The following is a 23389-nucleotide window of genomic DNA, read 5'->3' on the forward strand; positions in this document are numbered from 1 at the left end:
GTTAGTCTTGTCGAAGCGAGTCACGGCGTTCGATTCGGTGAGGGAGAACGACGTTTTTCTCCTCAATCTCTTCCGCATTTAAAATTTTCGTCAAGAGACGCATCGCTACAGCTCCGATATCATACATCGGTTGTACGACTGTCGTCAACTTCGGACGAATCATGGTCGCAAGGCGCGTGTTATCGTGACCAACGACTTCAAAGTCGTTCGGAACCGAGTAGCCGGCATCTTGAATCGCATGGATGACTCCAAGAGCCATCTCGTCTGTCCCGGCAAAAATCGCCTTCGGGCAATCATCGCGCTGCAACATTTTTTGCATCGCTTCAAGTCCTGATGCGTATGTGTAATTCCCAAGAATCATATCATTCTCATGGAATGGAAGACCCTCATCTTCAAGCGCACGACGGTACCCGGCAAATTTCTTTTCGCCATTGATTTGTTGCTCAAGCGGTCCCGTAATGAATCCGACACGATCATGTCCGTGGTTAATTAACATTTGGGTTGCATCATATGCGGCCTGCTCATAATCGATGTTGACCGCAGGAAGGTCATATCCTTGATTTAACGTCGCTGCGAGAACAATTGGGACCGGTGATTTTTTGAACTCTTCAACGAGGTCCTCGTGCAAACGCCCACCCATGAAGATGATGCCGTCGACTTGCTTCCCTAACAACGTGTTCAGTAAATGGATTTCCTTGTCACGACTTGAATCCGAGTTACCAAGGATGATGTTGTATTTATACATCGTTGCAACATCTTCAATCCCTCGTGCCAAATCGGCAAAGAAAATATTCGAAATGTCCGGTACGATGACACCGACCGTTGTGGTTTTCTTACTCGCAAGTCCACGCGCGACAGCATTCGGACGATATCCGAGACGATCGATTGCATCTTGTACCTTCTTTCGTGTCGTTGGTTTGACATTCGGGTTTCCGTTGACGACACGTGAGACGGTGGCCATCGACACCCCGGCTTCTCGTGCAACATCATAAATTGTTACGTTATTACTATTCATAAATTACTCCTCCTACAAGTCCTGATTTTCAAAAAGTTTTCATAAAACATCTTAAAAAAGGAAGACAGGTATCTGTCATCAGTTTACCCTGTCTTCATGCGATATAAAACGTTTCCATTTGGAAAGCTTACTTTTTCACCAAATCAAGTTGAGGAAACTGGACAGTCAGTCCTTCCACAAATTGATCAAATTGATCGAAGTCCAATTGTTGTTGCGCATCCGATAACGCAATCGCAGGATTTGGGTGTACCTCTACCATCACACCATCTGCCCCGATGGCAAGTGCTGCTTTTGCAGCCGGCAACAACAAATCACGACGACCTGTTGAATGCGTCACATCTACCATGACAGGTAAATGCGTCTCTTGTTTCAAAATCGGTACCGCGGTAATGTCTAACGTATTGCGAGTAGCGCGCTCATACGTTCGAATGCCCCGCTCGCACAAGATGACCTGACTGTTTCCACTAGACATAATGTACTCTGCCGCGTAAATGAACTCTTCGATTGTAGCGGATAATCCACGCTTCAACAAGACTGGTTTGTCCGTCTTCCCGACTTCTTTTAGCAAATCGAAATTTTGCATGTTCCGCGCGCCGACTTGAATGATGTCGACATAGGGCAATGCTGATTCAACCGCACCTGGTGTCATAATTTCTGTGATCACTCGTAAATCATGTCGGTCAGCCGCTGTCTTCAACAATTTCAACCCTTCAAAACCCAATCCTTGGAAGTCGTACGGTGAAGTTCGAGGTTTATAAGCACCACCCCGCATCACCTTCACTCCGGACAACGCGAGCTTCTCAGCGACCGCATTCACTTGTTCAAACGATTCAACAGCACAAGGCCCCGCAATTAACTGTGGACGCCCGTTCCCAATGGTCACGTCCTTCAAATGGACCAACGTATCTTCCGGTTGACGTTTACGAGAAACGAGTAACGTTTTGTCACGGTCTTCACCTTGTAATTCAGCAGACGCTTTGAATACTTCTTTAAAAATATGTTGGAGACGTGACGTTTCAAACGGTCCTTGGTTGGAAGAAGCAATGAAATCAAGCATCTCACGTTCCCGGACCGGATCATATCGTTCAACGCCTTGAAGACGTTTAATTTTTCCGATTTCTACGGCAAGTGCACCACGCCGACTAAGCAAGTCGAGCATTTCATGGTTCAATTCATCCATTTCTCGACGTAATCGATTCAACTGATCTTGTGGACTCATATTTTCCCTCTCATTCCTAAGCCGTTCTTTCCAGATTCCTAATTATATCGAACTTTGTGCGCTTTGTCATAAGGAAACGTTTTACGTCACAAAATCACCAAAAAAGGACCGAACGCATTCGGCCCTAACGTGTCACTCTTCTTTTTTGAGGTCTTTCTTCAAGTCAGCAAGTTCTTCTTTTGACTCATCGTCAAGCAACTCCCTGACCGGCGCTTCAAGAGAATCGTCTGATGCAGATTCATCTGATGTGTTCGTCGTCTCTTCCTCGGTCGCGCGGTCCATCTGTTCTTTCACTTCTGATTCCGCTTCTGCGACGAGTTGATCCGCTTTTTCCATCGCCTCTTCAATCGAAAGGTCTTCCTCATTCATTTGTTGCTTTAGTTCGGCTGCTTCACGTGCCTTATCTTTTACGATATTAAGGACTGGTGCCGCCTTGTCACTAGCTACTTTGATCCATTCCCCAACGACCGGCTCTGCTTTTTCACGCATCTCTTTCGATTTGACAGTCAACCTTTCGCGTGATGTCGACGTCTTTTCGTCAAGGTACGTTCTTACTTCTCGCCCGCTTTTCGGTGAAGTCAATAAAGCGACTGCAGCCCCGACAATCCCTCCGAGAATGACACCCGTCAAAAATCCACCGCTTGAATGATTCTGTTCTGTTGGTTGCTTTTGGTCTATCATGTGTGAGTTCCTCCCTGATGTTTATTTAATCGTATCATCTGTATTAATCATATCAGGTGATACAGGTGTTTCTTCTTTCTTTTCACGACGTGTACGACGTCGTGGACGTTCTTTTGAAGTTGACGATTCCGGTTTATTCTTTTTAAATAGTTCAACCGCAACCGATCCCCATCGAACGGCTTGAGCAATCTGCTCCTTATTTTCGTCAGCTGCCGAGTGAACAGAAGTCGACACAGTACGAACTGACTCAGTAACCTCGTTCAGTGATGTCCCTAGTTCGTCAAGAGCGTGGGCAACAGGAGCGAGCAATTCAGTCTTCTCTTCCACATTATCCACGAGACGGTTCGTCTTATGTAAGAGCGCCGTCACTTCCATCGTGATTCCATCGAGCTGGCGTTCTAAATTTTCGGTCGTATTGGCGACGCTTCCAAGGGTACGGTTTACATTTGATAAAACACGCGCCAAGAAAATAACGAGTACGACAAATGCGAGTGCCGCAATTAGGCCAGCAATGCCTCCTAATGTAATTTCCATTCAATTCATTCCTCCTATTCAATCGTTTCTTGTTTCATTATAGCACCATTATGACTGAAAAGATTTGCTACAACCGTTTTCGCCATTCGGTCTGATTATTCCTTTACCCGTTTTTATGTTTTCGATTACACTAAAATAGAAATTCATAAAAATAATTAGGGGTGATCGTGTGAGAGATTCAAGAATTACACAATTAGCGGACGGTTTAATCAATTATTCTGTCCAGCTTCAGCAGGGGGAAAAGGTACTGATCGAGAATTTCGGAGTGGAGGAGGCGCTTGTTGAGGCGCTCGTCGAAAAAGCTTATGAAGCAGGAGGACATCCGTTCGTCTTGTTGAAAGAGAGCCGTATCTTACGTAAGTTATATACGGGCGCAAGCCGAGAGCAACTCGAACTTATGGCCGACATCGAACGTAAACAGATGCAGGCAATGGATGCCTATATCGGCTTACGTGCTGGTGATAATATCAACGAGCTTTCAGACGTCCCGAGTGAGCAACAAAAACTCGTTGGTGCCACACTCGGGAAAATGCATACGGAAGACCGCGTCAAAGGAACAAAATGGGTCGTGTTACGCTATCCATCCCCATCAATGGCACAACTTGCAGGAAAATCGACGGAAGCGTTCGAGGACTTCTATTTTAATGTGTGTACATTAGATTACGGAAAAATGGACCGAGCGATGGATGCATTGGTCGAGTTGATGAACAAGACAGACCGCGTCACGTTAATTGGACCTGGTACAGACATTTCATTCTCAATCCAAGACATCCCCGCCATCAAGTGTTCTGGCCAAATGAACATCCCCGACGGTGAAGTATTCACGGCTCCGGTAATAGATTCGGTTAACGGGGTCATTACTTATAACACACCATCTCCATATCAAGGATTCACGTTTGAAAATGTGAAACTGACATTCAAAGATGGTAAGATTGTGGATGCGACAGCCAATAACACAGAACGCATCAACGAAGTGTTCAACACAGATGAAGGCGCTCGTTATGTCGGTGAGTTTGCAATCGGTGTGAACCCATACATCCAGCACCCGATGAAAGATATTCTATTCGATGAGAAAATTGACGGAAGCTTCCACTTCACCCCAGGTCAAGCGTACGATGATGCCTATAACGGCAACAACTCGTCCGTCCACTGGGACCTTGTCAACATCCAGCGCCCAGATTATGGCGGCGGTGAAATTTGGTTCGACGATCAACTCATTCGGAAAGACGGTCGCTTCGTCATCGATGCTTTACTTCCACTGAATCCAGAAAACTTAAAATAAAAAAATGGTGTGCCTAACGTAGGCGCACCATTTTTATGTTACAGCTTCGTTTTTTTGCCGAGTGCGGCAGACATCATCCAAATCTCTTTTTCGAGTCGTTCAATATGAGAAACGAATGTATCTTCAATCGCTTCATCTCCATCTTCAAATTTCTCCATCGAATCCTGCATCTCTTGACGGATTTGTTTGAAGTCGTTGATGATGTCTTTGATCATCTGTTCTGTTTCAGCGTGACGATCGCCCTCTTTTAGCGTTGAGTGTTCTAAATACTCTTTCATCGTCGCAAACGGTTCCCCGTCGTTCATGAGAAGTCGCTCTGCTACGTCATCGTAAAGCTCTGCCACTAGGTTGTAGAGCTCTTCTAGTTTCTCATGATACGTAAAGAAGTGAGGACCATTGATATACCAATGATAATTATGGAGCTTCACAAATAACAGCCCATAGTTCGCCACTTCTTTGTTTAACGTATTGAGTGCACCTTGACTAGCCATTCAAAACATCTCCTTTGCAAAATTCAATCGATACTACTATTACCGAGATTTTGAATAGCTAAACATAAAAAAAGGAGAAACATTCGTCTCCCCCTCAATCTCATGCTTCAAGTTTCACCACTTCTTCATATTCACGTTGATACGTTTGAATGTCGCCCGCACCCATGAATAGTAGCACTGCTTCATTATGATCACGTAAGACGCTCGTACCGCCACGCTTTAAAATATGTGCACCATCAATTCGTGACTGAAGGTCCTCGATTGTGACGGTTCCTTCTTGTTCACGTGCTGAACCGAAAATATCACAAAGATATACTGTATCTGCTTCAGCCAATGCCGTTGCAAAATCATCCATGAATGATTTTAAGCGCGTGTACGTATGCGGTTGGAAAATCGCCACGACTTCTCGTTCCCCATACTTTTTGCGTGCTGCTTCAATAGTCGCACTAATTTCACGCGGATGATGCGCATAGTCATCGACGAGCACTTGATCATTTAACACCGATTCACTAAACCGACGTTTCACACCGTTGAATGTTTCAAGGCGCTCTTTCACTAACTCTTTCGATAAGTTCTCATAGTCACATGTCGCAATGACTGCAAGTGCATTCAGCACACTATGATCTCCGTATCCAGGAATGCGGAACGTCCCATAAAAATCATCGCGTAAGAAGACTTCAAATGTTGTTCCGTTTTCAGTCGAATCAACATTTTCTACACGAAAATCGTTATGATCCCCAAATCCATAATAGACGAGTGGAACGTTTGCTTGAATTTGTTGAAGATTCTCGTCATCACCACAGGCAATGATTCCTTTCTTCACTTGCTTCGCCATTTCTTGGAACGCATCGATAACATCGTTTAGACCAGAAAAATAGTCCGAATGATCAAAGTCGATATTCGTCATAATGGCATAGTCTGGACGATAGTATAAGAAATGACGCTTATATTCACAAGCTTCGAATACAAAATTCTTTGAACCTGCAACACCTTCGCCCGTTCCGTCACCGATTAAAAATGATGTCGGCTCGATGCCACGCATTACGTGTGCGAGTAAACCGGTTGTTGACGTTTTACCGTGCGATCCTGTAATCGCCACACTTGTATAATGGTCGGCGAGTTCACCTAAAAATTCATAATACTTATAAATCGTCAAGCCAAGTTCGCGTGCTCGGACGATTTCTGGGTGATCATCACTGAACGCATTTCCTTGTACGATGATTTGGTCTTCAGAAATATTTTCAGGATTGAATGGCAAAATTTCAATCCCTTTTCGTTTCAATGCTTCTTCTGTAAAAAATGCTTTTTCAACGTCCGATCCACGGACTTCATTGTTCATATCAAATAAAATTTGAGCTAAAGGACTCATGCCCGTTCCTTTAATTCCGACGAAGTGATAACGGTTCATCTGTAAATAGCCCCCCTAATTCATTGCGGCTCGTCAAAATGCGACAAACCTTTGTCATTATAGCAAAACTCATGAAGTCATGCTATTACAGATTATTGTTTTTTTGTGCAAGTCGTCGGTTACGATACATGGCCATGCGATCTTTTGGCGTCATCATTACATTTACAGGGGGTTGATCAGCTTTAAACGATACTTGAACTGCAGGTGTCAAATCTGTATTCGTTGGTAGTTCTTGTTGCTCAGATGGTGTTTGTAATCTCTCTGCAATCTGTTCAATTGATGGTCCGACCTTCTCTGCAGAGCCGTCGATATTTAAATTGTCATGTGTTGCAACATCATGTAAAGCTTCCACGATTGTTTCTTTATTCGAATGGGATAAATCTGTTGATTGCATAAAGACTGAAGAAAAACCGTTATCCGTTATAGAGACTTCACCAAGTATTGATTTTTCTTCAACAATCATTTCCTCGGAAATCGATTCGGTCTGTTCTTCACTCAAGTGATGCTCAACTTTAGACTCACACGCTACATCCCGGGTCGAATCTGCTGATTGTGATGGCTCGGATTCCATAATCGTCTCAATCGCCTCTCTCGTCTCAGGAGAATGTTCGGCTGGAAGTACAATCTTCGGCTTTGGGCGCGCATACCCGTAAATTGGTGATGGGACGTCTGTGGGGACAAGTTCATCGGTGACCTCTACCTTAGGTGGATGAGATACTGTCTGTCCTTCTTTCGATAGCTCTCTTTTAATTCGTTCTGCTTGTCGTTTCATTGAACGTTCATATGCATCCATACTTGATTCCTCGCTTTTTCGCTCAATCCATATTTAACAAAAAATCGGTCGAGTTTAGCGACCGATTTCAAATGCTGTACCTACTTCATATTCGTCATCTAACACTAAAATCCCTTTTTCCTGTGGAGCATTCGGAAGGTTTAATTCACGGGCAGAACAAATCATCCCGTGCGAACTCTCTCCACGGAGTGCGGATGGTCGGATAATTAACCCTGTCGGCATGACTGCACCGGGTTTCGCTACGACCACTTTCTGTCCTGTCGCTACATTCGGTGCACCACACACGATTTGCACAGTGCCCTGATCGATTTGTACTTGGCATACCGATAATTTGTCGGCATCCGGATGCTTTTCCGCGCTTTCGACATAGCCTATGACGAACTTAGGAGTCACATCTGCCCAAGAGAAGTCCTCCTCGATGCCATTATCGCTCAAAACGGCACGCAATTGTTCAACCAATTCGGGCGTCAAATCAACCGGACCATTCCACTCCGAGACGTCAAAATGTTGACTTGCTTCGAATAGATTATACCCATTTACTTCTCCGTCTACGGATTTGATAATAGCGACATCTCTCACCCGCTCGACAGATTGATGGTGCCGTTCTCCTTCTTTTAACAACACCATGAGTACATCGCCGATTCCTTCTCGGTTATAAAACACATTCATTTGCATACGTTCATACGTCCTTTCTTTCAAACTCATCTCACTTATTTTATCAGATTATGTGTTCGATGGCGGGGTCTTTTTTCCGACAATAAAAATCGGTTCAAGTTGCCCTGCTTCATAATGAAAGGCAAGTGCAGTCACTGGGATACGACCATTTGTGAAGAAATCAAACATCAGTTGTTGCATCGCATCATATCCTTGATCATTTCGTATATCCGCTATGATCATCACATCTTGGTGCGGAACACCAACGAGCATATCCCCTTCGACCCGACGCTCCATCATCCGAAGAAAGTCATCATTTAAAATACGAGACGCTTCGTACCCATCTCGGGTAGAAAGAAAGTAGAATGGATTACCTGCGACCTCATCTTGCTTCATCTCAGTCGGCAATTTTTTAATATTTTCTCGAGCTGTTCGTTCAATTAATGAGGCGTCCAAATCTTCCGAAAGGTGCCTTTCTTCAATCAATCGATAGCCGTTCCCTCGATCCAACGCATAGAAGATAGCAGTTTCTGCCGTATGCGGAGTGAACACAAGAGACTCTCCATTTTTTGTGGTTTTCGCGAACGAGTTCGAACGAATAACTGGATAAATAACATCCATATTTCCTGAGAGTGAGATTTGATCATCTGCCTTCATCGCAGATTCGATATATTCGATTACCTCATCGACCGCCACTTTTCCACGAGTTTTTGCTTTTGCCACAATTGGTGCGAGACGAATATTCACACCGAAGCGATCTGACCTTCTTTCGACGCGCAACACTTCATTCTCACGGTCATAAGAAGTACGATAATCCGCTTTGAAGTTTGATTCTAAATAACGTCTCAACTCATTCCGTTCCATATATCCTCACCCTAACCCGTTCAAGAAATCTTCGACCTGTTCGGGTGTCTTTCGTTCTCGACCGACATATCGATCGATTTCTTTGCCGTTCTCAAACGCAACAAAGCTTGGGATCCCGAAAATATCAAGTTCTTGCGCAAGTTCCATAAACTCGTCACGGTCTACATAATAAAACGTCCATGTCTCGAATTTTTTCTCGATGTCTGGCATGAATGGGTCGAGGAATCGGCAATCCCCACACCATTTTGCTGAGAACATGAAAATGCTTTTCGATTCTTTTGCTTCCATATATTCTGTCGTTGTTGATAATTGTTTCATAATTGACCACTCCTGTCCGTGTTTTCCTCACTTATAATAGCATAAGTCAAGTCGCACATTCTGCTCTCCTGTTTGTTATAATCAAAACCGAAACTAGTTGAAACAGGTGAAATCAAATGAAGTTAACGCGTACAAAATTAAATCCTGAAATGAAACACCCCCTTGAACAAATGGTCGGTGTTTTCGGAATGCTTGCCATTTTGCGATACGGATATTTATTTATTGACACCGATAAAACGAGATTGGAAATTTTAATTTGGCTCGTTGTCGGATTTGCCATCATTTATGTTCTCGAAAAATGGTTAAAACAACTGGTCCGACATTTGCCAATCGTACGAAAACGTTTTCTACTTCCAATCTACGTGATTGTCCTCACGCTATTCCTTATTAGCTTTCGTGTCCCTCGGGAAACGGTAGAGTCGGTTAAAATGTGGTTCGGGATTGGATGAAAAAAGAGCATCGTTTCGTTGAAACGATGCTCTTTTTTAATAATCAATCTTTAAATCATTCGGTTGAATTCTTCCGGTCCTCCGCAATACTGCATAGATCGCGTAACTCAACAAGGCTGGTCCGACAATTAAGAAACCAAGAACGACAATCAACGTGTACCAACTAAACCCCATCGTTTCGAGCATGACGATTGGACCTACGAGTCCACTTGTTCCCATGCCTGCCCCTGCAGCTACACTTTCCAATTCAAATAACAGAATCGCGATGGGTGCCAGTACAGCCCCGGCTAATGTTGGGGGAAGAAGAATCCAAGGGTTTTTCACGATGTTCCCAACTTGAAGCATCGAGGTTCCAATCCCTTGAGCAAGTGCTCCACCAACTCCATTATCTCGATAACTCGTGATGGCAAATCCAATCATTTGAGCGGCACAGCCAACTGTCGCAGCACCCGCTGCAACGCCATTTAAACCGAGCATCAGTGCGATGGCTGCACTTGAAATCGGGGCGGTCAAGGCTACCCCCATCAATGTTGCTACAACGATACCCATGAATAACGGTTGCTGCTCCGTTCCCCATTCAATCCAACTTCCGAGCTGTGTCATGAACATTCCGACATATTTCCCAATGTACGTCGCGGTGAAGAATCCGACTGCAATTGTCGTAAACGGCGTCACTAAAATATCCAACTTCGTTGATTTTGAAACGAGTTTTGAAGATTCGACGGCTAGAATTGTGGCGACGTAACTACCCGCAGGTCCAAATTCATATCCGAACGCTCCAACGACGAGAGCTGAAAATAGAATAAGCGGTGGTGCCTCAAGAGCATACGCAATCGCAATCCCGATGGCCGGACCTGTCAGACTCATAGCCACCTCACCTATTTGTATAAATGTGCCGCTCACTCCTGCGAGTGCAGTACCATCGAGTTGACCCCCGATCGTCTTCATGATCAGACCGATAATCAACGTACTGAATAAACCAAGTGCCATATAACTTAGTGCCGTCACAAAATAGAGAGACGGGCTGAGTGAAATTCCTTTTTTCTTTAACACGGGACATCCTCCTTACACTTTTACAGGTGTCTTGTCATAAGTAAAAATAATGTATAAACACCTCTATCAGTATAAAGTTTTTACCTGAAATAGCAAGAACAGCCGTATAAAAAAAACCGTTCACTCAAAATCATGAGTGAACGGCACGTGCACTTAGCGAGACGGACGGAGCGTTTCGAGCGTCGAACGGTCAAGTCGTTTGACCAACGCTTTCAGTAACGCTTTCGCTGCATCGTAGTCATCTGTATGAAGAATAGAGGCATGTGTATGAATATAGCGTGATGCGACACCGATCACGGCTGTCGGTACACCTTCACCGCTCATGTGCACACGACCCGCATCGGTACCACCTGGAGAGACAAAATACTGTGTCTTGATGTTTTCGTCTGAGGCAGTATCGAGCAAGAAGTCACGCATTTCGGGTGACATGACCATGACCCGATCTAAGATTCGAATCAAAGCACCCTCACCGAGCTGCCCAAACTCCGTCTTGCTTCCCGATGCATCGTTCGCCGGTGATGCGTCAAGAACGAGTGCCACATCCGGCTCTATCAATTCAGATGCCGTTTGCGCTCCACGCAATCCCACTTCTTCCTGTACCGTGGCCCCAGAGAACAAAATGTTTGGATGATCGACTTTTGTCGTTTCTTCTAGTAGTTCGACAGCAAGACCAACACCATAACGGTTATCCCATGCTTTCGCCATAATTTTTTTAGGGTGATGAAGTGGTGTGAACGCGCTCGTCGGCACCGCAGGAACACCCGGACGCACTCCCCAAGACTCTGCTTCCTCTTTTGAATCTGCCCCGATATCGATAAACATCTGCTTGATGTCCATCGGCTTACTCATCGCATCTGGACCTAATAAATGAGGCGGTGTCGAAGCGACGACCCCCGGAATCTTACCGTTCGATGTGATGATATCAAACCGTTGTGCCATAAGCACTTGACTCCACCATCCACCGAGCGGTTGTATGTAAAGCATTCCGTTTTCAGTGATGCGCGTCACCATGAAGGCAACCTCATCCATGTGACCCGCTACCATGACTTTCGGGCCTGTCTCGTCTCCAACACGCTTCCCAAAAATCGACCCGATGCCATCCGTTACAATTTCATCCGAATGTGGTTCGATCCGTTCACGTACGAACTGACGGACTTCTGACTCAAACCCCGGTGCACCTGGTAATTCTGTTAACGTCTTAAATAAATCTCTCGTCTTCTGATCCATCTTTTATCATCCTTTCCTAACCGTTCTTGTCTCATTATATACAAAAGTTTTGATAGGATGCGAATGCTTTTCATTCCATTCGGGTACAGGTTTTGGTACGATGTACATGATAGCCATAGTTCAAGGGGAGGTAGTCATATGAAAAAAAGGTATTGGTTTATTGGAATCGGGGTGGCCGTCATTGCCGCACTTATGACGAAAAAAGCTTTAGATGAACGTAGCTTATCTGCAGAAAACGCGTTAGAGTACACAAAACGTGCTTTCTCAGCTAAAGGTCATGTCCAAGGGGCATGGATTTCTGCATCACCTGAGATTTACACATATGATGGTCGTGAATACGACGTCTACAAAGGTGGAATCTCGGTTCTTGAGAACGACGAAGAAAAAACGTACGAGTTCACAGTCGACTCTGAGACTGGCGCTTTACTCGAATATGCATGACAAAAAAACCGACGAATCATTCGTCGGTTTTTTGTTTAGTTCTAGTGAAAGAGTGGAAAATTGAAAATGGTAGTTTTCAATTTAAAAAAGGAGTGATCTCGCGTGAAAAAGCTAATCGGTGAAGCAAGTGAACTCGTAACACAAATGGTAGAAGGTATGGTCCATGCCCATCCTGAATTGTATGGTCGTGTCGACGATGTCAATGTCATCTGTCGGGCCAGTGGAGCTAAGTCTGGAAAAGTAGGACTCGTCTCTGGTGGTGGTAGTGGTCACGAGCCGGCACACGCCGGATATGTCGGGGACGGTATGCTCGATGCCGCAGTTTGCGGGGAAGTATTTACATCCCCTACTCCGGACATGGTGCTCGAAGGAATCAAAGCGGCCGATGGCGGAAACGGCGTCCTGTTGATTGTGAAAAACTATTCGGGGGATGTAATGAACTTCGAACTTGCCGCGGAACTGGCCGAAGGGGACGGCATCAAAGTCGACCACGTCGTTGTCGCGGATGATGTCGCCATTTCGAATAAAGAAGATCGTCGAGGCGTTGCTGGGACTGTCTTCGTTCATAAAATCGCGGGCGCTGCTGCGGCAAGCGGGAAATCACTCGAAGAAGTCAAAGCAATTGCTGAAAAAGTAGCCTCTCATGTTCGTTCGATGGGAATGGCTGTAGAACCTTGTTATATGCCAGTTAGCGCCAAGCCCGGTTTCGACTTGAACGAGGAAGAGATGGAGATTGGGATTGGAATTCACGGGGAGCGTGGTGTCGAACGTAAACCGACGAGCGATGTCGACCAAATCGTCGATGATTTACTCAGTCATTTGAAAAAAGAAGTCGAACCTGGCGAAGTCGCTGTCATGGTGAACGGGATGGGCGGAACTCCACTATCTGAGTTATACGTGACGTATCACTTCGTTGCAGAAAAACTTGAAGCCGCTGGATATACTTTGAAACGAAAATACGTCGGCAACTATATGACGTCACTTGAGATGCATGGTTTCTCGATTACATTATTACCGCTCGATGATGAGATGACGTCCTATTTAGATGCCCCATCTGCGGCACTTGGATTTAAAATTTGATGAATGGGGTGTTTGGTTTATGTTGACGATTGAACGGATGAAGCAGGCGTTACGCGACACACAAATTGGAATCGAAGAACAAAAAGACACGTTGACAGATTTAGACCGGGCTATCGGTGACGGCGATCATGGGATCAATATGTCTCGTGGGTTCGAGGCTGTCTCTTCCATTCTAGACGAAGATTATGACTCTCTCGGAGCGATAAGTAAAAAAGTTGGTATGACGCTTATGTCGAAAGTAGGTGGCGCTGCCGGACCGCTGTATGGTTCCGCTTTTGTAAAGATGGCTACCAAGTTCGGAGATGCGACTGAAGCTGATTTCAACTTGCTCATAGAAGCACTCCAAGAAGGTTCGAATTCAATTAAAGCACGAGGAAAGTCTGAGGTCGGTCAAAAAACGATGGTTGATGTTTGGGATCCATTCCTTGAGCATGTAAAGCAAGGGAACGACTACAAACAGCAATTAGACGAACTCGTACAAAAAACAGAAGATATGGTGGCAACAAAAGGCAGAGCCTCATATTTTGGCGAAAATTCACGGGGGACGGTCGACCCTGGCGCCCTCTCAAGTTCAATCCTGTTAGCCGCCATCATGAAGGAGGTCGATTGACATCGTTGAACTGATTATCGTCTCACACAGCTCTAAAATTGCGGAAGGTATTCAAGATCTCATGAAGGAGATGGCGCCGGTTGTCCCTATTCATTTAGCCGGAGGTCTCGAGGACGGGGCAATCGGAACGGACGTCAACCGCATTTTGACAGCACTGAACGAAGTCAAAGGAGAAGCACTTCTCCTCAGTGATATCGGCTCGGCTACGATGAATGCTGAACTCGCAATCGACATGTACGAAGGAGACAAAGAAGTCGCATTTTTCGACGGTCCGATTGTCGAGAGCGCCTTCATCGCATCCGTCTCCTCAGGAAACGACATGTCATTGTCTGACATCGTAGAACAATTGAAACAACAGTAAACATAAAAGCACCCCGTTCATGAGAACGGGGTGCTTTTATGTGTTAACGTGGGTTGTCATTCTTTTCATATACAGGATTCATATATGGACTAGTTGAATAGAAACGTGGTACGACCAAGAACAAAATAAGTGCTGGAATCGCAATCAATAGAAGCAATACCAATACTGGCAACCAGTAGACAATTTGTTGACCGAGCATGTCGATGTTCGTATCTGCGAATTCAGCTGCTCCTTCAACTTCTACGAGGTCTGCTGATGAAAGGATTTTGTTGTCTGTCGCATCAAAGTAATGATACTCCGTTTTACGAGTGATGAAGATGCCATCACGAATCGTATCGAGTTCTACGACAGCCGCAATCACTTCATTCCCATTTGAATGGCGAAGTGTCTCTTCTTTGATGATTTCAGCCGTTCCTTCTTTATAGTCGTAATGCGTCGCTTTCAAATCCTCTTCGAGTGCGTCCAAGAACGCTTCATTCGCTGAGGTATTCATTGGTGCGATTGTTAGAATGAAGATTACTGCAAGCAGGCTTGCCCATGCTTTTTTCAACATCCCCATGTTCCCCCTTCTCTTATTCCAGTTTAGCGTCATTCTTATTGTACCAAGAAGAAAGAAAAAAGTGTGAAGAAAATACTATTAAAATAAGAAAAAAGCGTGTCAATTTTTCGGACGAAAGACGGCTTCCATACGATAGATAGGTTGACCGAGCGCGCTGAAACGCTCTTCATACTCTGTTCGAATATTATCTTCTGGTTCACTCACGTGTAAATCAAGTGAAATATCTGTGAAGAACATTCCGTATTGGCTCATGCTTTGAAGCGAATATTCAAACAGTCCACGGTTGTCCGTCTTAAAATGAATCTCTCCTGCTTTCGGAAGAATCGCCTCATATGTCGCTAAAAACGTCTTATACGTTAAGCGACGTTTCGCATGGCGCGTTTTTGGCCATGGATCCGAGAAGTTTAAGTATACGCGATCGACTTCGCCCGCTTCAAAATAGTCGGTGAGATGCTTCGCATCGACCGTCAAAACTCTCACGTTCGGCATCGGTGATTCGACTAATTTTTGAACGATTGAGACGGCTACACTCTCAAATAATTCAATTGCGATGAAGTTCACATCCGGATGTTGGCTTGCCATCCCTAAAATGAATTGTCCTTTGCCTGAACCAACTTCAATAAAGAGAGGGTGGTCATTCCCGAACTCGGTTTCCCACTTTCCTTTCAGCTGATCAGGGTGTTGAATAAATACGTGTTCTTGGGCTTCCATATATTCTTTTGCCCAAGGCTTATGTCGTAAACGCATGAAAATCCTACCTTTCGTTCATCAAATGTTCAAGTTTAATGGGGGGATGCACGTTTCGAACGAGCAGTCCTCTTGCGATTATACACGAAATCATAGTTTAATGAACGTGAATCATCCTTCACAAGGAGGTTATATAAGATGAGTACATTAGATCAATTCCTAATTTTTTACGCAGCTCCACTCACGTTTTTCGCTGGTGTCATCGCAACGTTCGTTTGGGCTTTCTTCATGAATCCAGACGACATTTAACACATTCAAAAAGGGGTGGCGCTCAGCCATCCCTTTTAGTTAATTCGCTCATACGCCTCGTCCATCAACTCACGTAACACATGAAAGCCTTCTGTTCGCGCAGAATCGTTCTCTTCCCCATAAATCGTCAAAATCGTTTGGGCGATCGCATACCAATGCATACGATTATGAAGCTTGTTCGAGACACATACTCCATAATGCGAAAACCAACGCCCCCATTCCGTTTCATCGACATAACTGTAGACAACCATCGCCAAATCAAACGCGCGGTCCGCGATGATGGCATCATCCCAATCTGTTAGGTAGAGAAGACCGCTCTCATCTTCAATCCAATTATTATGGTTTAAGTCGGAATGACACACGACGAACTCTTGCTCATCGACTTTTGGCAAATGGTGCTTTAACCATTGTACAGCCTCTCCAATCGTCGGGTCCGTCTCATCTTGTTCATATGCTTCACACTGACGGAGCAATAAGTGCGGCGTCACTGGTGTGTGATTTAATTGTTGTAACATGAATAATAGCTCTTTCGAATCATGAATCTTTCCGAGCTGTGCCGCGACATCTGGTCGCTTCATATCGTCTGGCGAAAGTTCACGACCTTCAATAAACTGTTGGGCACTTAACACATCCCCGTTAAACATTCGTTTTGTCCAAAGAAGTTTTGGAACAATTCCTTCTGCTGAAAGAATCGCCAAGAACGGAGAAGAATTCCGTTTCACAAAAATCTTCTGTTGGCGCGTCGTCGCTACATACGCTTCTCCGGTAATTCCTCCGGCTGAAGCGACTGTCCACTCTTTACCGAGCGCACCGACTATATCTGAATACATATTCATCACGCTCAAATCTTACTTGAAATTTAAGAGATACAATCAACATCTTAACACGCGAGAATCGTCATTGACAACGACTCGACTTGAATGTGTGACGGGTTTCTTTCGATCGGGACGAGGCTTGCCGTTTCACCCTGAACGTAGACGTTCCATTTCGCATCGCTTTCGAATGACAGTTTTTCGAACGTTCCATTAATATATACGCGTACCCGCTGCCACGCATCATACGAGTGGCTCGCCGTCAGTTCATAAATAATGACGCCAGGCGGCGACGGTAAGAATGTGAAATGGTCGATGACTTCCTGACGTGAATCGTAACGGAAGCACGTATGCAGTCGTCGCAGCTTCAGGAGCGTCTTCACATACTCGATTTCGTTGACTCGTGTATCACGTAAATCCCAATCAAAGTGATTGATATGGTCCGGTGAGTTATAGCTATTTTCTACACCTTGCTTCGTACGTCCGAATTCTTGACCAGCGTGAATAAACGGAATCCCTTGAGACGTGATGACCACTGCATTAGCCAAACGTTGCATGGCGAGGCGAGTCGCTTCATCGATTTCTTCGCATGACAATTTCAATTTATCAAAAATCGTGTAATTATCATGGGCTTCGGCATAGTTGATGGAGTATGTCGGGCTCGGAAAGCGTCCGACCGTCACGTTCGGAATATGGACGGCACCGGTGAGACATTCGCGTAGCTCCCACTCCCTCCACTCATTTCCAGAAATAAATCCACGTTCCCGGTCATTGAAAGTCGAACCTTTCAGCGCATCTCGAATCATGTCATTAAAATGTCCAACTCGGGGCATCTGAGCGGCATTTTGTGATGTTGCCTTTAATGACTGACCGAGCGGTGTGGCCAAGTCCCATCCTTCTCCATAAACAAGGATGGATGGATCGATTTTATCGAGAGCTACCCGCACCTGATTCATCGTCTCCACATCATGAATACCCATCAAGTCAAAGCGGAATCCATCGACTTGATACGTTGTCGCGAAATAGGTCACGAAGTCCACAATCATCCGTCGCATCATATAGCGTTCCGAGGCCGTGTCATTTCCGACGCCGGTCCCATTTGCAACTGTGCCATCATGCTCGTATCTAAAATAATAATACGGAACGAGCGCTTCTAGCGGGGACTGTTCACGAATGTATATGTGATTCATCACGACGTCTGTGACGACACGTAGACCCGCTTGATGGAGGTCAGAGATGAGTGTCGCATACTCGAATACACGACTCATCGGTACATCCGGTCTCGAAGCATAACTGCCTTCTAAACTGAACCAATGAATCGGGTCGTATCCCCAATTGTACGGCATACGCGTCGCTTCATCGACGCTTCCAAAATCATGGACGGGTAACAACTGAACATGGGTCACCCCGAGTTCTTTCAGATAGTCGAGTCCGGCACTATGCTCCCCTTTCGTCCGAACTCCTTGTTCCGTAACCCCTCCATATAGACCTTTTAGTTGACTCTTCGATGAAGGATGGCTAGTGAAATCTCGGATATGCAATTCATAAATGACCGCATCCGTCGCTTTCCATAACGGTGGACGGGACACACGTTCGACTTGTTCACGGACGAATTGGGCCACGTCCGACAACACCCCATACTCTCCGTTCAAACTGACAGCTCTTGCATAAGGATCAACGACTTGCCTTGTATCGACCGGTGTCTTCACTTCTAAACGATACAGCATTCCTTCGAATTCTTTCGGCACTTCCCCATTCCACTCGCCACGGGAGCCGCGATTCATACGAAACCGTTCCATTTCACGATGGTTTGTGTCGTCATGGATTGTAATCCACATAGAGAGGGCGACAGGCGACCACACCACCACTTCTATCCCATTCGGCGCAAACGACACACCGAGAGGACCGTCATATGAAAATCGACGTTCGAATTCTTCCGAACGAACGACTTCTCGAGGGATAATGACCATCGTTTTTTGTCCCGGATGAAACACTGTATACATCATATCTAGAGCTATTGGTTCATTTAGACGAAGAATTTGTTCGACCCTCCCCGACTCCGTCACATGTTGGTGCTCGACTAAGTAATCGATGGGGCGTCCATTTTGCTCAATTTGTACTGGAACGGATTCATATTCGCGCAAAATCTCAAGTTGTATTGTCTCAAATGATACGAAAGACGCACTCTCGATGCTTACATGCGAGGCGGTCTTTTGATCTGGTGTATGATGCATATGCTTCCCTTCCTCTCAATCACTGATCCATAAATTGGCGAAACGGCATCTTGGCTGTCACCTCTAATAAGGTAGCGACATCCCGAATTTGCTGCGCTTTAACAATCGGCGCGCGCCCGTTCACTTGTTTCATCCATTCTGTATACTCATTCCGTCCCACATAATGTGTCGATCGAACGTTTGGAACGTTATCGAAGTACCCATCTGTCGCAACGACGACTTTGTGCAATACCCCCGCATAGTTCGGTAAAATCTGTCGAACAAGTTCTTCCGTTCTTGTCAATGCGATGAGCGGGTTCACTACACGAGTATTTTCCCCTTTCAACGGTTGATGAACCCATGTCTTCTCTTTTGATATGTGATAGATACTTCGGTCTCCTTCGAGCCATTCCACGACATAGAGATGCGTTGGGCCAACGATGATATGACTTAATTCTACGCTCGCACCGCTCCATTCGATGACTGGGCGATACAAGAAGAAGTGTCGTTCATTCCACTCGGAGCGCATCATCCGATAGGCAAAGTCTCGAGTAAATGCCAAATGCGGCAAATCAGCTTCGAGTACACCTTCACAGGCAAATTGAAGTTTTTGAATGTGTCGTCGTTCCCGTAACATCTTTTGATATTGTGATTCAGAGAGCGGTTTTGGCTCCAATTCGATTCGCTCTGTCTTCGCCCAAAACTTCCACCATGGTCGGTCGATTTCGAGCACTTCGACCGGGCTTAGGCGATTGTTCTCATGAAGGCGCTGTAGACGTGCCGTATCGGAGTCCACATACTCCAGATAGCGATTATATTGGTCTAATACATCACGTTCATATTTTGAAATTACGTCAAAAACTTTAACCGGGATTGCCATATGTCCTCCTCTGGCCGTCTTAACGGAAATACTTCTATTGCCCGATAGGCAGGTGTATGATGCGGCTGTACTTCATACAGAATCACTTCTTCTACAGATTCAGTCACTTGAAACTCGGGTGATACGTAGGGAACGCGTTCCCCGGCATCCCATTTTTTTGCGAGCGTCACATGAGGGACAAACGCCTTTCGATCCAATCTTGGGATCACGTCGACAAGTTCTTGACGGAGTGCGTGCGCCAACCGCTGAAGGGGCTCCGAATCATCCGGCACGATTGTCAGAACGCGTGGACGATCGGGTCTACCGAAATGGTCGATGGAACGGAACGTCAACGTGAACGGTAGCGTATCTTCACAGATTCTACGTGTGATTTCTTTCACTTCATCCAGTTCTTCTCCGTCTACGTATCCTAAAAATTGAATCGTCATATGAAATTCGTCCGGTCGATAAATACGCCGATACGAATAATAAGGCAAAATAGCACGCTGTACATTAATTAGTTCGGTCGCCTCAATGGGAATCGCAATAAAATAATGCGTACTCATCTTGATCATCCTTTCGTAGCGCGACGTGACATCCCAATCCAAATCAATGCCCCGAGTGCCGTAACGATCGTATACATCCAAAACACTCCTAAAATGTCATCGAGTTCAATAATTTTACCACTCAACATATTAAATCCTGCCGTGGCAAGTCCTGATGTCAATGCCATGTATACTCCGATTGCCGTCGAGGAAACTTGCCGATCGACGAGCGTCCGAACGAACTGAAGCGCGACCGGAATTAAAAGCCCGACGACGAGACCTTGCGCGATGGCGAGGAGCCATACGACCCAAATCGGTGGTTCTAAAGCGAGTATCCCGTTCCGCACAGCCGAGATGATGGCTGCACCAACCAACACACTGACACTTCCGTAACGTTCCATAAGCTGAGAAGCCACTTTCATGAACGGGATCTCAAACAGCACCGCAACGAGGAATAATGTTCCGACTAACGTCGTCGAACCCCCACTACTTGTCACATACAGCCCAAAGTAATAGTTGTTCGCATAGATTGGTCCGAAAACGAGCATCCCACCAAGTAAGAAAAACACAAAATACTTGTTCCACACGGCCGTCCATGAGACGGGGGCCAAGGTCACGTCACGAACCGAGCGTTTCTCCGGAATCATTCGGACGAACACACTTCCGATGAGGAGAAGAATCGCACTTAAGACGAACGTACTAGCTAGTCCCCATGTCGTGTCAGAAATTCGACCCATAGCAAATACAGCGATAGCGAAACCGGCCGACCCATATAGACGAATCGCACCATAATCGACTTTTGAGCGCGTCGTATAATCGAGCGTCATCATGTCCACGAGTGGAATATGGGCACATTGGAACACCGACCAAATCACCATGAGCACGATAATCCAAACGTATGAGGTCGCAACTAAAAAGGTGAACGAAATAAGGGCGGCACTTACCATCGCGAGAATGAGCCAAGCCCGAACCCGACCTGTACGATCGGTCAACATGCCCCAAAGCGGTTGTACCCCGATCGAGAGAATCGGTAAGATAGCGACGATGATTCCGACCTGACTCGGTGTCAGTCCAAATTTAGTTTGCGAAAAATACAAGGTCATGTAAGGGATTAACGCCCCTTGTGCGAAGAAAATCGCGACGTACACTGACTGAAACAATCTTTTTTGCGAATCCAATGATAACTTCCTTCCTAAAGGACAGAGAGCCGACTATACCAGCCAGCTCTCCTTGTTTCTTATTTAGCGAGCTCGTAAATGGCTTCAGCGTAGATGGCTGCAGCACGTAATAAATCTTCTATCTCCATATATTCATCGACCTGATGTGCCACATCTTTAGCGCCTGGGAATAATGCTCCGAACGCGACCCCGGCTTCGAGTGAACGAGCGTACGTTCCGCCTCCGATTGCCATCAAATTCGCATGCTCACCCGTTTGACGCTCGTACACGCCTGCCAATGTCTTCACGAGTGGATGATCTTCTGCGACATAATGCGGTGGCATATGTTGTCGCGTCTTCAACTCGAACCCAAGAGACAAGGCGATTTCGCGAAGGTTTTGTAAACGTTCTTCGAATTTCGCTGTATATGGATAGCGAATGTTGACCGTTGCTGTGCGTTCTTCTTCACTGTAGCGGAACACGCCTCCGTTGATTGTCAAATCGCCCGTCTCATCGCTCGCTTCAATCCCGAGAGAAATGCCGCGCGAGTCTGCGAATACATGACGAACGAGTTCGATGTAGCGCTCCCCTTGAATGTCGAGCGGAAGGTGCAATAAAAATCCGGCAAGGACGTAAGCGGCATTGATCCCGTTATCCGGCTCCATCGCATGCGCTGCTTTCCCCTTCATCGTGAACGTATAGGTTCCACGGTCGTAGATACACGTCCCATCTGCTTCATACTTCGCTAAATAAGCTTCGAATTTCTCTTCAAGTACCTCGTCTGTCTTCAATTCAGCTTTCGCAAAGTCCGGGACCATATTCGGCCGCTCCCCACTTGAGAACGAAATAAGATGATATGCAGATTCTGATACGCGCTGAATCGGAAGTTGCGTCAATACGCCGTCATACAATCCTTTCTCCGCATTGATAATCGGGAAGTCAGCATCTGGTGCGAAACCGTACGTTGGCATCTGTTCTTGCTTGAAGTATTCACGAACGCAACGCCACTCACTTTCCTCATCACAACCTGCAATTAAGCGGACTCGCTTAGAGAGCGGTAAACCGAGTTCTTTGACGATGCGCAAACCGTAATAAGCGGCCATCGATGGCCCTTTATCATCATTGCTTCCACGGGCAACAATTTTTCCGTCTGTGATCGTCGGATTGAATGCACCATACGTCCATCCTTCACCTGCAGGAACCACATCAAGATGACACAAGATCCCGACGATTTCCTCGCCATCTCCATACTCTAAATGTCCTGCGAACCCGCCGACATCCTTCGTTCTGAATCCGTCACGCTCACCCATATCAAACATGTAATCGAGTGCCTTTCGAACCTCTGGTCCAAACGGCATGTTCGGTGCGGCTTTCGATTCATCGAGCACACTAGGGATTTGTAATAATCCTTTTAAATCTTCCAAAAATGCATCTTTACGATTGTCGACTTCTTGTCTCCAATTCATGTTCATCTCCCCTTTTGCGAATGTTCTCTCCCTTACTAGTATATCCAAATGTATGAAAGACGAACATTCATTTAGAAAAGTTTTTTTCGTTCGTGTTTAACCTTATTTTTAATCTAAAATAACATTCTTCATTCGACATTTACGTTCATAATCAAATATTTACAATCAAATTGTTCGTTCTTTCTACTTGCATTTTCCCACGAGAGCGGTATACTAAAGGTGTAATTTTAGAAAATAACAATTTTATATTTCATTTTGTCGTCTGTAGGTATGGTTTAACATTATTCTACACATTGGGAGGT

27 protein-coding genes are annotated in these 23389 nt (G+C 45.5%); 7 read left to right on the top strand and 20 right to left on the bottom strand.

Annotation, left to right across the window (positions count from 1 at the left end; genetic code table 11):
• Position 1: 1 nt before the first annotated feature.
• From ccpA to KNO95_RS06010, 4 genes are all read right to left on the bottom strand, one after another.
• Complete coding sequence (gene ccpA, locus KNO95_RS05995; protein ID WP_026825577.1) at positions 2–1015, bottom strand: catabolite control protein A; 1014 nt, start codon at positions 1013–1015, stop codon at positions 2–4.
• Positions 1016–1142: 127 nt separating this feature from the next.
• Positions 1143–2234, bottom strand: coding sequence for a bifunctional 3-deoxy-7-phosphoheptulonate synthase/chorismate mutase (locus KNO95_RS06000; RefSeq protein WP_214699218.1), 1092 nt, complete (start codon positions 2232–2234; stop codon positions 1143–1145).
• Between the two features lie 132 nt (positions 2235–2366).
• On the bottom strand, positions 2367–2915 hold the full coding sequence (locus KNO95_RS06005) for a YtxH domain-containing protein (RefSeq protein ID WP_214703498.1): 549 nt from the start codon (positions 2913–2915) through the stop codon (positions 2367–2369).
• A gap of 21 nt (positions 2916–2936) precedes the next feature.
• Positions 2937–3449, bottom strand: coding sequence for a DUF948 domain-containing protein (locus KNO95_RS06010; RefSeq protein ID WP_026825574.1), 513 nt, complete (start codon positions 3447–3449; stop codon positions 2937–2939).
• Between the two features lie 169 nt (positions 3450–3618).
• Here KNO95_RS06010 and KNO95_RS06015 point away from each other — a divergent pair, with 169 nt between their 5' ends.
• On the top strand, positions 3619–4731 hold the full coding sequence (locus KNO95_RS06015; RefSeq protein WP_214703497.1) for an aminopeptidase: 1113 nt from the start codon (positions 3619–3621) through the stop codon (positions 4729–4731).
• Positions 4732–4769: 38 nt separating this feature from the next.
• Here KNO95_RS06015 and KNO95_RS06020 read toward each other — a convergent pair whose 3' ends face one another.
• From KNO95_RS06020 to KNO95_RS06045, 6 genes are all read right to left on the bottom strand, one after another.
• The gene (locus KNO95_RS06020) at positions 4770–5222 is read right to left on the bottom strand and encodes a Dps family protein (RefSeq protein WP_026825572.1); all 453 of its coding nucleotides are present in this window, start codon (positions 5220–5222) and stop codon (positions 4770–4772) included.
• Between the two features lie 100 nt (positions 5223–5322).
• Positions 5323–6630 (bottom strand): UDP-N-acetylmuramate--L-alanine ligase, encoded by a 1308-nt coding sequence (gene murC / locus KNO95_RS06025; RefSeq protein WP_214878467.1) that lies wholly within the window; start codon positions 6628–6630, stop codon positions 5323–5325.
• 85 nt (positions 6631–6715) lie between these two features.
• On the bottom strand, positions 6716–7423 hold the full coding sequence (locus KNO95_RS06030; RefSeq protein WP_214703495.1) for a hypothetical protein: 708 nt from the start codon (positions 7421–7423) through the stop codon (positions 6716–6718).
• 54 nt (positions 7424–7477) lie between these two features.
• Entirely contained in the window at positions 7478–8092 is a 615-nt protein-coding gene (ytpR, locus tag KNO95_RS06035) for a YtpR family tRNA-binding protein (protein ID WP_214878903.1), read from the bottom strand.
• 54 nt (positions 8093–8146) lie between these two features.
• On the bottom strand, positions 8147–8941 hold the full coding sequence (locus KNO95_RS06040; protein WP_214703494.1) for a DUF1444 family protein: 795 nt from the start codon (positions 8939–8941) through the stop codon (positions 8147–8149).
• A 6-nt stretch (positions 8942–8947) separates the two neighbouring features.
• The gene (locus KNO95_RS06045) at positions 8948–9259 is read right to left on the bottom strand and encodes a thioredoxin family protein (RefSeq protein WP_026825567.1); all 312 of its coding nucleotides are present in this window, start codon (positions 9257–9259) and stop codon (positions 8948–8950) included.
• Positions 9260–9375: 116 nt separating this feature from the next.
• Between KNO95_RS06045 and KNO95_RS06050 the strand changes: the two genes are divergently transcribed.
• Entirely contained in the window at positions 9376–9708 is a 333-nt protein-coding gene (locus tag KNO95_RS06050) for a hypothetical protein (protein WP_214703492.1), read from the top strand.
• Between the two features lie 36 nt (positions 9709–9744).
• Here the strand turns inward: KNO95_RS06050 and KNO95_RS06055 are convergent, their stop codons facing one another.
• Together KNO95_RS06055 and KNO95_RS06060 are read right to left on the bottom strand one after the other, a co-directional pair.
• Positions 9745–10761 (bottom strand): PTS sugar transporter subunit IIC, encoded by a 1017-nt coding sequence (locus tag KNO95_RS06055; protein ID WP_214703491.1) that lies wholly within the window; start codon positions 10759–10761, stop codon positions 9745–9747.
• A gap of 153 nt (positions 10762–10914) precedes the next feature.
• Complete coding sequence (locus KNO95_RS06060; RefSeq protein WP_026825564.1) at positions 10915–11988, bottom strand: M42 family metallopeptidase; 1074 nt, start codon at positions 11986–11988, stop codon at positions 10915–10917.
• A 138-nt stretch (positions 11989–12126) separates the two neighbouring features.
• On the opposite strand from KNO95_RS06060, the gene KNO95_RS06065 reads away from it, so the two are divergent.
• From KNO95_RS06065 to dhaM, 4 genes are all read left to right on the top strand, one after another.
• Positions 12127–12429, top strand: a complete 303-nt coding sequence (locus tag KNO95_RS06065; RefSeq protein ID WP_012726763.1) for a PepSY domain-containing protein — start codon at positions 12127–12129, stop codon at positions 12427–12429.
• Positions 12430–12531: 102 nt separating this feature from the next.
• Positions 12532–13509: a dihydroxyacetone kinase subunit DhaK gene (gene dhaK / locus KNO95_RS06070; RefSeq protein WP_026825563.1), complete on the top strand. Its 978-nt coding sequence runs from the start codon at positions 12532–12534 to the stop codon at positions 13507–13509.
• Between the two features lie 19 nt (positions 13510–13528).
• Positions 13529–14119, top strand: a complete 591-nt coding sequence (gene dhaL, locus KNO95_RS06075; RefSeq protein ID WP_214878470.1) for a dihydroxyacetone kinase subunit DhaL — start codon at positions 13529–13531, stop codon at positions 14117–14119.
• A 16-nt stretch (positions 14120–14135) separates the two neighbouring features.
• Positions 14136–14480 carry a dihydroxyacetone kinase phosphoryl donor subunit DhaM gene (gene dhaM / locus KNO95_RS06080; protein ID WP_353047595.1) on the top strand — a complete coding sequence of 115 codons (345 nt, stop codon included), beginning with the start codon at positions 14136–14138 and terminating at the stop codon, positions 14478–14480.
• A gap of 43 nt (positions 14481–14523) precedes the next feature.
• Here dhaM and KNO95_RS06085 read toward each other — a convergent pair whose 3' ends face one another.
• Together KNO95_RS06085 and trmB are read right to left on the bottom strand one after the other, a co-directional pair.
• Positions 14524–15033 (bottom strand): hypothetical protein, encoded by a 510-nt coding sequence (locus tag KNO95_RS06085; RefSeq protein ID WP_235181832.1) that lies wholly within the window; start codon positions 15031–15033, stop codon positions 14524–14526.
• Positions 15034–15138: 105 nt separating this feature from the next.
• The gene (gene trmB, locus KNO95_RS06090) at positions 15139–15786 is read right to left on the bottom strand and encodes a tRNA (guanosine(46)-N7)-methyltransferase TrmB (protein WP_026825559.1); all 648 of its coding nucleotides are present in this window, start codon (positions 15784–15786) and stop codon (positions 15139–15141) included.
• A gap of 138 nt (positions 15787–15924) precedes the next feature.
• Between trmB and KNO95_RS14580 the strand changes: the two genes are divergently transcribed.
• Positions 15925–16035, top strand: a complete 111-nt coding sequence (locus tag KNO95_RS14580; protein WP_407636718.1) for a cytochrome bd oxidase small subunit CydS — start codon at positions 15925–15927, stop codon at positions 16033–16035.
• Between the two features lie 35 nt (positions 16036–16070).
• Here KNO95_RS14580 and KNO95_RS06095 read toward each other — a convergent pair whose 3' ends face one another.
• The 6 genes from KNO95_RS06095 to pepV are packed head-to-tail and all read right to left on the bottom strand — an operon-like array spanning position 16071 to position 23087.
• A complete protein-coding gene (locus tag KNO95_RS06095) occupies positions 16071–16871 on the bottom strand; it encodes a phosphotransferase family protein (protein WP_251125090.1) in 801 nt (266 codons plus the stop codon).
• Between the two features lie 44 nt (positions 16872–16915).
• Entirely contained in the window at positions 16916–19081 is a 2166-nt protein-coding gene (gene pulA / locus KNO95_RS06100) for a type I pullulanase (protein WP_214878472.1), read from the bottom strand.
• Positions 19082–19100: 19 nt separating this feature from the next.
• Positions 19101–19940 (bottom strand): NERD domain-containing protein, encoded by an 840-nt coding sequence (locus KNO95_RS06105; protein ID WP_214797948.1) that lies wholly within the window; start codon positions 19938–19940, stop codon positions 19101–19103.
• Positions 19910–20485: an RNA 2',3'-cyclic phosphodiesterase gene (gene thpR / locus KNO95_RS06110; protein WP_214878474.1), complete on the bottom strand. Its 576-nt coding sequence runs from the start codon at positions 20483–20485 to the stop codon at positions 19910–19912. The genes KNO95_RS06105 and thpR overlap by 31 nt, the downstream gene beginning before the upstream one ends.
• A 5-nt stretch (positions 20486–20490) precedes the next feature.
• Positions 20491–21642, bottom strand: a complete 1152-nt coding sequence (locus KNO95_RS06115) for an MFS transporter (protein WP_214699253.1) — start codon at positions 21640–21642, stop codon at positions 20491–20493.
• Between the two features lie 59 nt (positions 21643–21701).
• Positions 21702–23087, bottom strand: coding sequence for a dipeptidase PepV (pepV, locus tag KNO95_RS06120; protein WP_214878475.1), 1386 nt, complete (start codon positions 23085–23087; stop codon positions 21702–21704).
• Between the last annotated feature and the right edge of the window lie 302 nt (positions 23088–23389).

The organism is Exiguobacterium sp. ERU653 (assembly GCF_018617775.1).
Lineage (GTDB): Bacteria > Bacillota > Bacilli > Exiguobacteriales > Exiguobacteriaceae > Exiguobacterium > Exiguobacterium marinum.

Excerpts from the sequence above, each read along its gene's own strand:
- KNO95_RS06050 (WP_214703492.1), top strand. The coding sequence starts at position 9,376 with ATGAAGTTAACGCGTACAAAATTAAATCCTGAAATGAAACACCCCCTT.
- pepV (WP_214878475.1), bottom strand. The coding sequence starts at position 23,087 with ATGAATTGGAGACAAGAAGTCGACAATCGTAAAGATGCATTTTTGGAA.
- trmB (WP_026825559.1), bottom strand. The coding sequence starts at position 15,786 with ATGCGTTTACGACATAAGCCTTGGGCAAAAGAATATATGGAAGCCCAA.
- KNO95_RS06095 (WP_251125090.1), bottom strand. The coding sequence starts at position 16,871 with ATGAATATGTATTCAGATATAGTCGGTGCGCTCGGTAAAGAGTGGACA.
- KNO95_RS06020 (WP_026825572.1), bottom strand. The coding sequence starts at position 5,222 with ATGGCTAGTCAAGGTGCACTCAATACGTTAAACAAAGAAGTGGCGAAC.
- dhaL (WP_214878470.1), top strand. The coding sequence starts at position 13,529 with ATGTTGACGATTGAACGGATGAAGCAGGCGTTACGCGACACACAAATT.
- KNO95_RS06000 (WP_214699218.1), bottom strand. The coding sequence starts at position 2,234 with ATGAGTCCACAAGATCAGTTGAATCGATTACGTCGAGAAATGGATGAA.
- KNO95_RS06005 (WP_214703498.1), bottom strand. The coding sequence starts at position 2,915 with ATGATAGACCAAAAGCAACCAACAGAACAGAATCATTCAAGCGGTGGA.
- thpR (WP_214878474.1), bottom strand. The coding sequence starts at position 20,485 with ATGAGTACGCATTATTTTATTGCGATTCCCATTGAGGCGACCGAACTA.
- KNO95_RS06085 (WP_235181832.1), bottom strand. The coding sequence starts at position 15,033 with ATGTTGAAAAAAGCATGGGCAAGCCTGCTTGCAGTAATCTTCATTCTA.
- KNO95_RS14580 (WP_407636718.1), top strand. The coding sequence starts at position 15,925 with ATGAGTACATTAGATCAATTCCTAATTTTTTACGCAGCTCCACTCACG.
- ccpA (WP_026825577.1), bottom strand. The coding sequence starts at position 1,015 with ATGAATAGTAATAACGTAACAATTTATGATGTTGCACGAGAAGCCGGG.
- KNO95_RS06060 (WP_026825564.1), bottom strand. The coding sequence starts at position 11,988 with ATGGATCAGAAGACGAGAGATTTATTTAAGACGTTAACAGAATTACCA.
- KNO95_RS06065 (WP_012726763.1), top strand. The coding sequence starts at position 12,127 with ATGAAAAAAAGGTATTGGTTTATTGGAATCGGGGTGGCCGTCATTGCC.
- murC (WP_214878467.1), bottom strand. The coding sequence starts at position 6,630 with ATGAACCGTTATCACTTCGTCGGAATTAAAGGAACGGGCATGAGTCCT.
- KNO95_RS06010 (WP_026825574.1), bottom strand. The coding sequence starts at position 3,449 with ATGGAAATTACATTAGGAGGCATTGCTGGCCTAATTGCGGCACTCGCA.
- KNO95_RS06030 (WP_214703495.1), bottom strand. The coding sequence starts at position 7,423 with ATGGATGCATATGAACGTTCAATGAAACGACAAGCAGAACGAATTAAA.
- KNO95_RS06105 (WP_214797948.1), bottom strand. The coding sequence starts at position 19,940 with ATGGCAATCCCGGTTAAAGTTTTTGACGTAATTTCAAAATATGAACGT.
- KNO95_RS06045 (WP_026825567.1), bottom strand. The coding sequence starts at position 9,259 with ATGAAACAATTATCAACAACGACAGAATATATGGAAGCAAAAGAATCG.
- KNO95_RS06040 (WP_214703494.1), bottom strand. The coding sequence starts at position 8,941 with ATGGAACGGAATGAGTTGAGACGTTATTTAGAATCAAACTTCAAAGCG.
- pulA (WP_214878472.1), bottom strand. The coding sequence starts at position 19,081 with ATGCATCATACACCAGATCAAAAGACCGCCTCGCATGTAAGCATCGAG.
- ytpR (WP_214878903.1), bottom strand. The coding sequence starts at position 8,092 with ATGAATGTGTTTTATAACCGAGAAGGAATCGGCGATGTACTCATGGTG.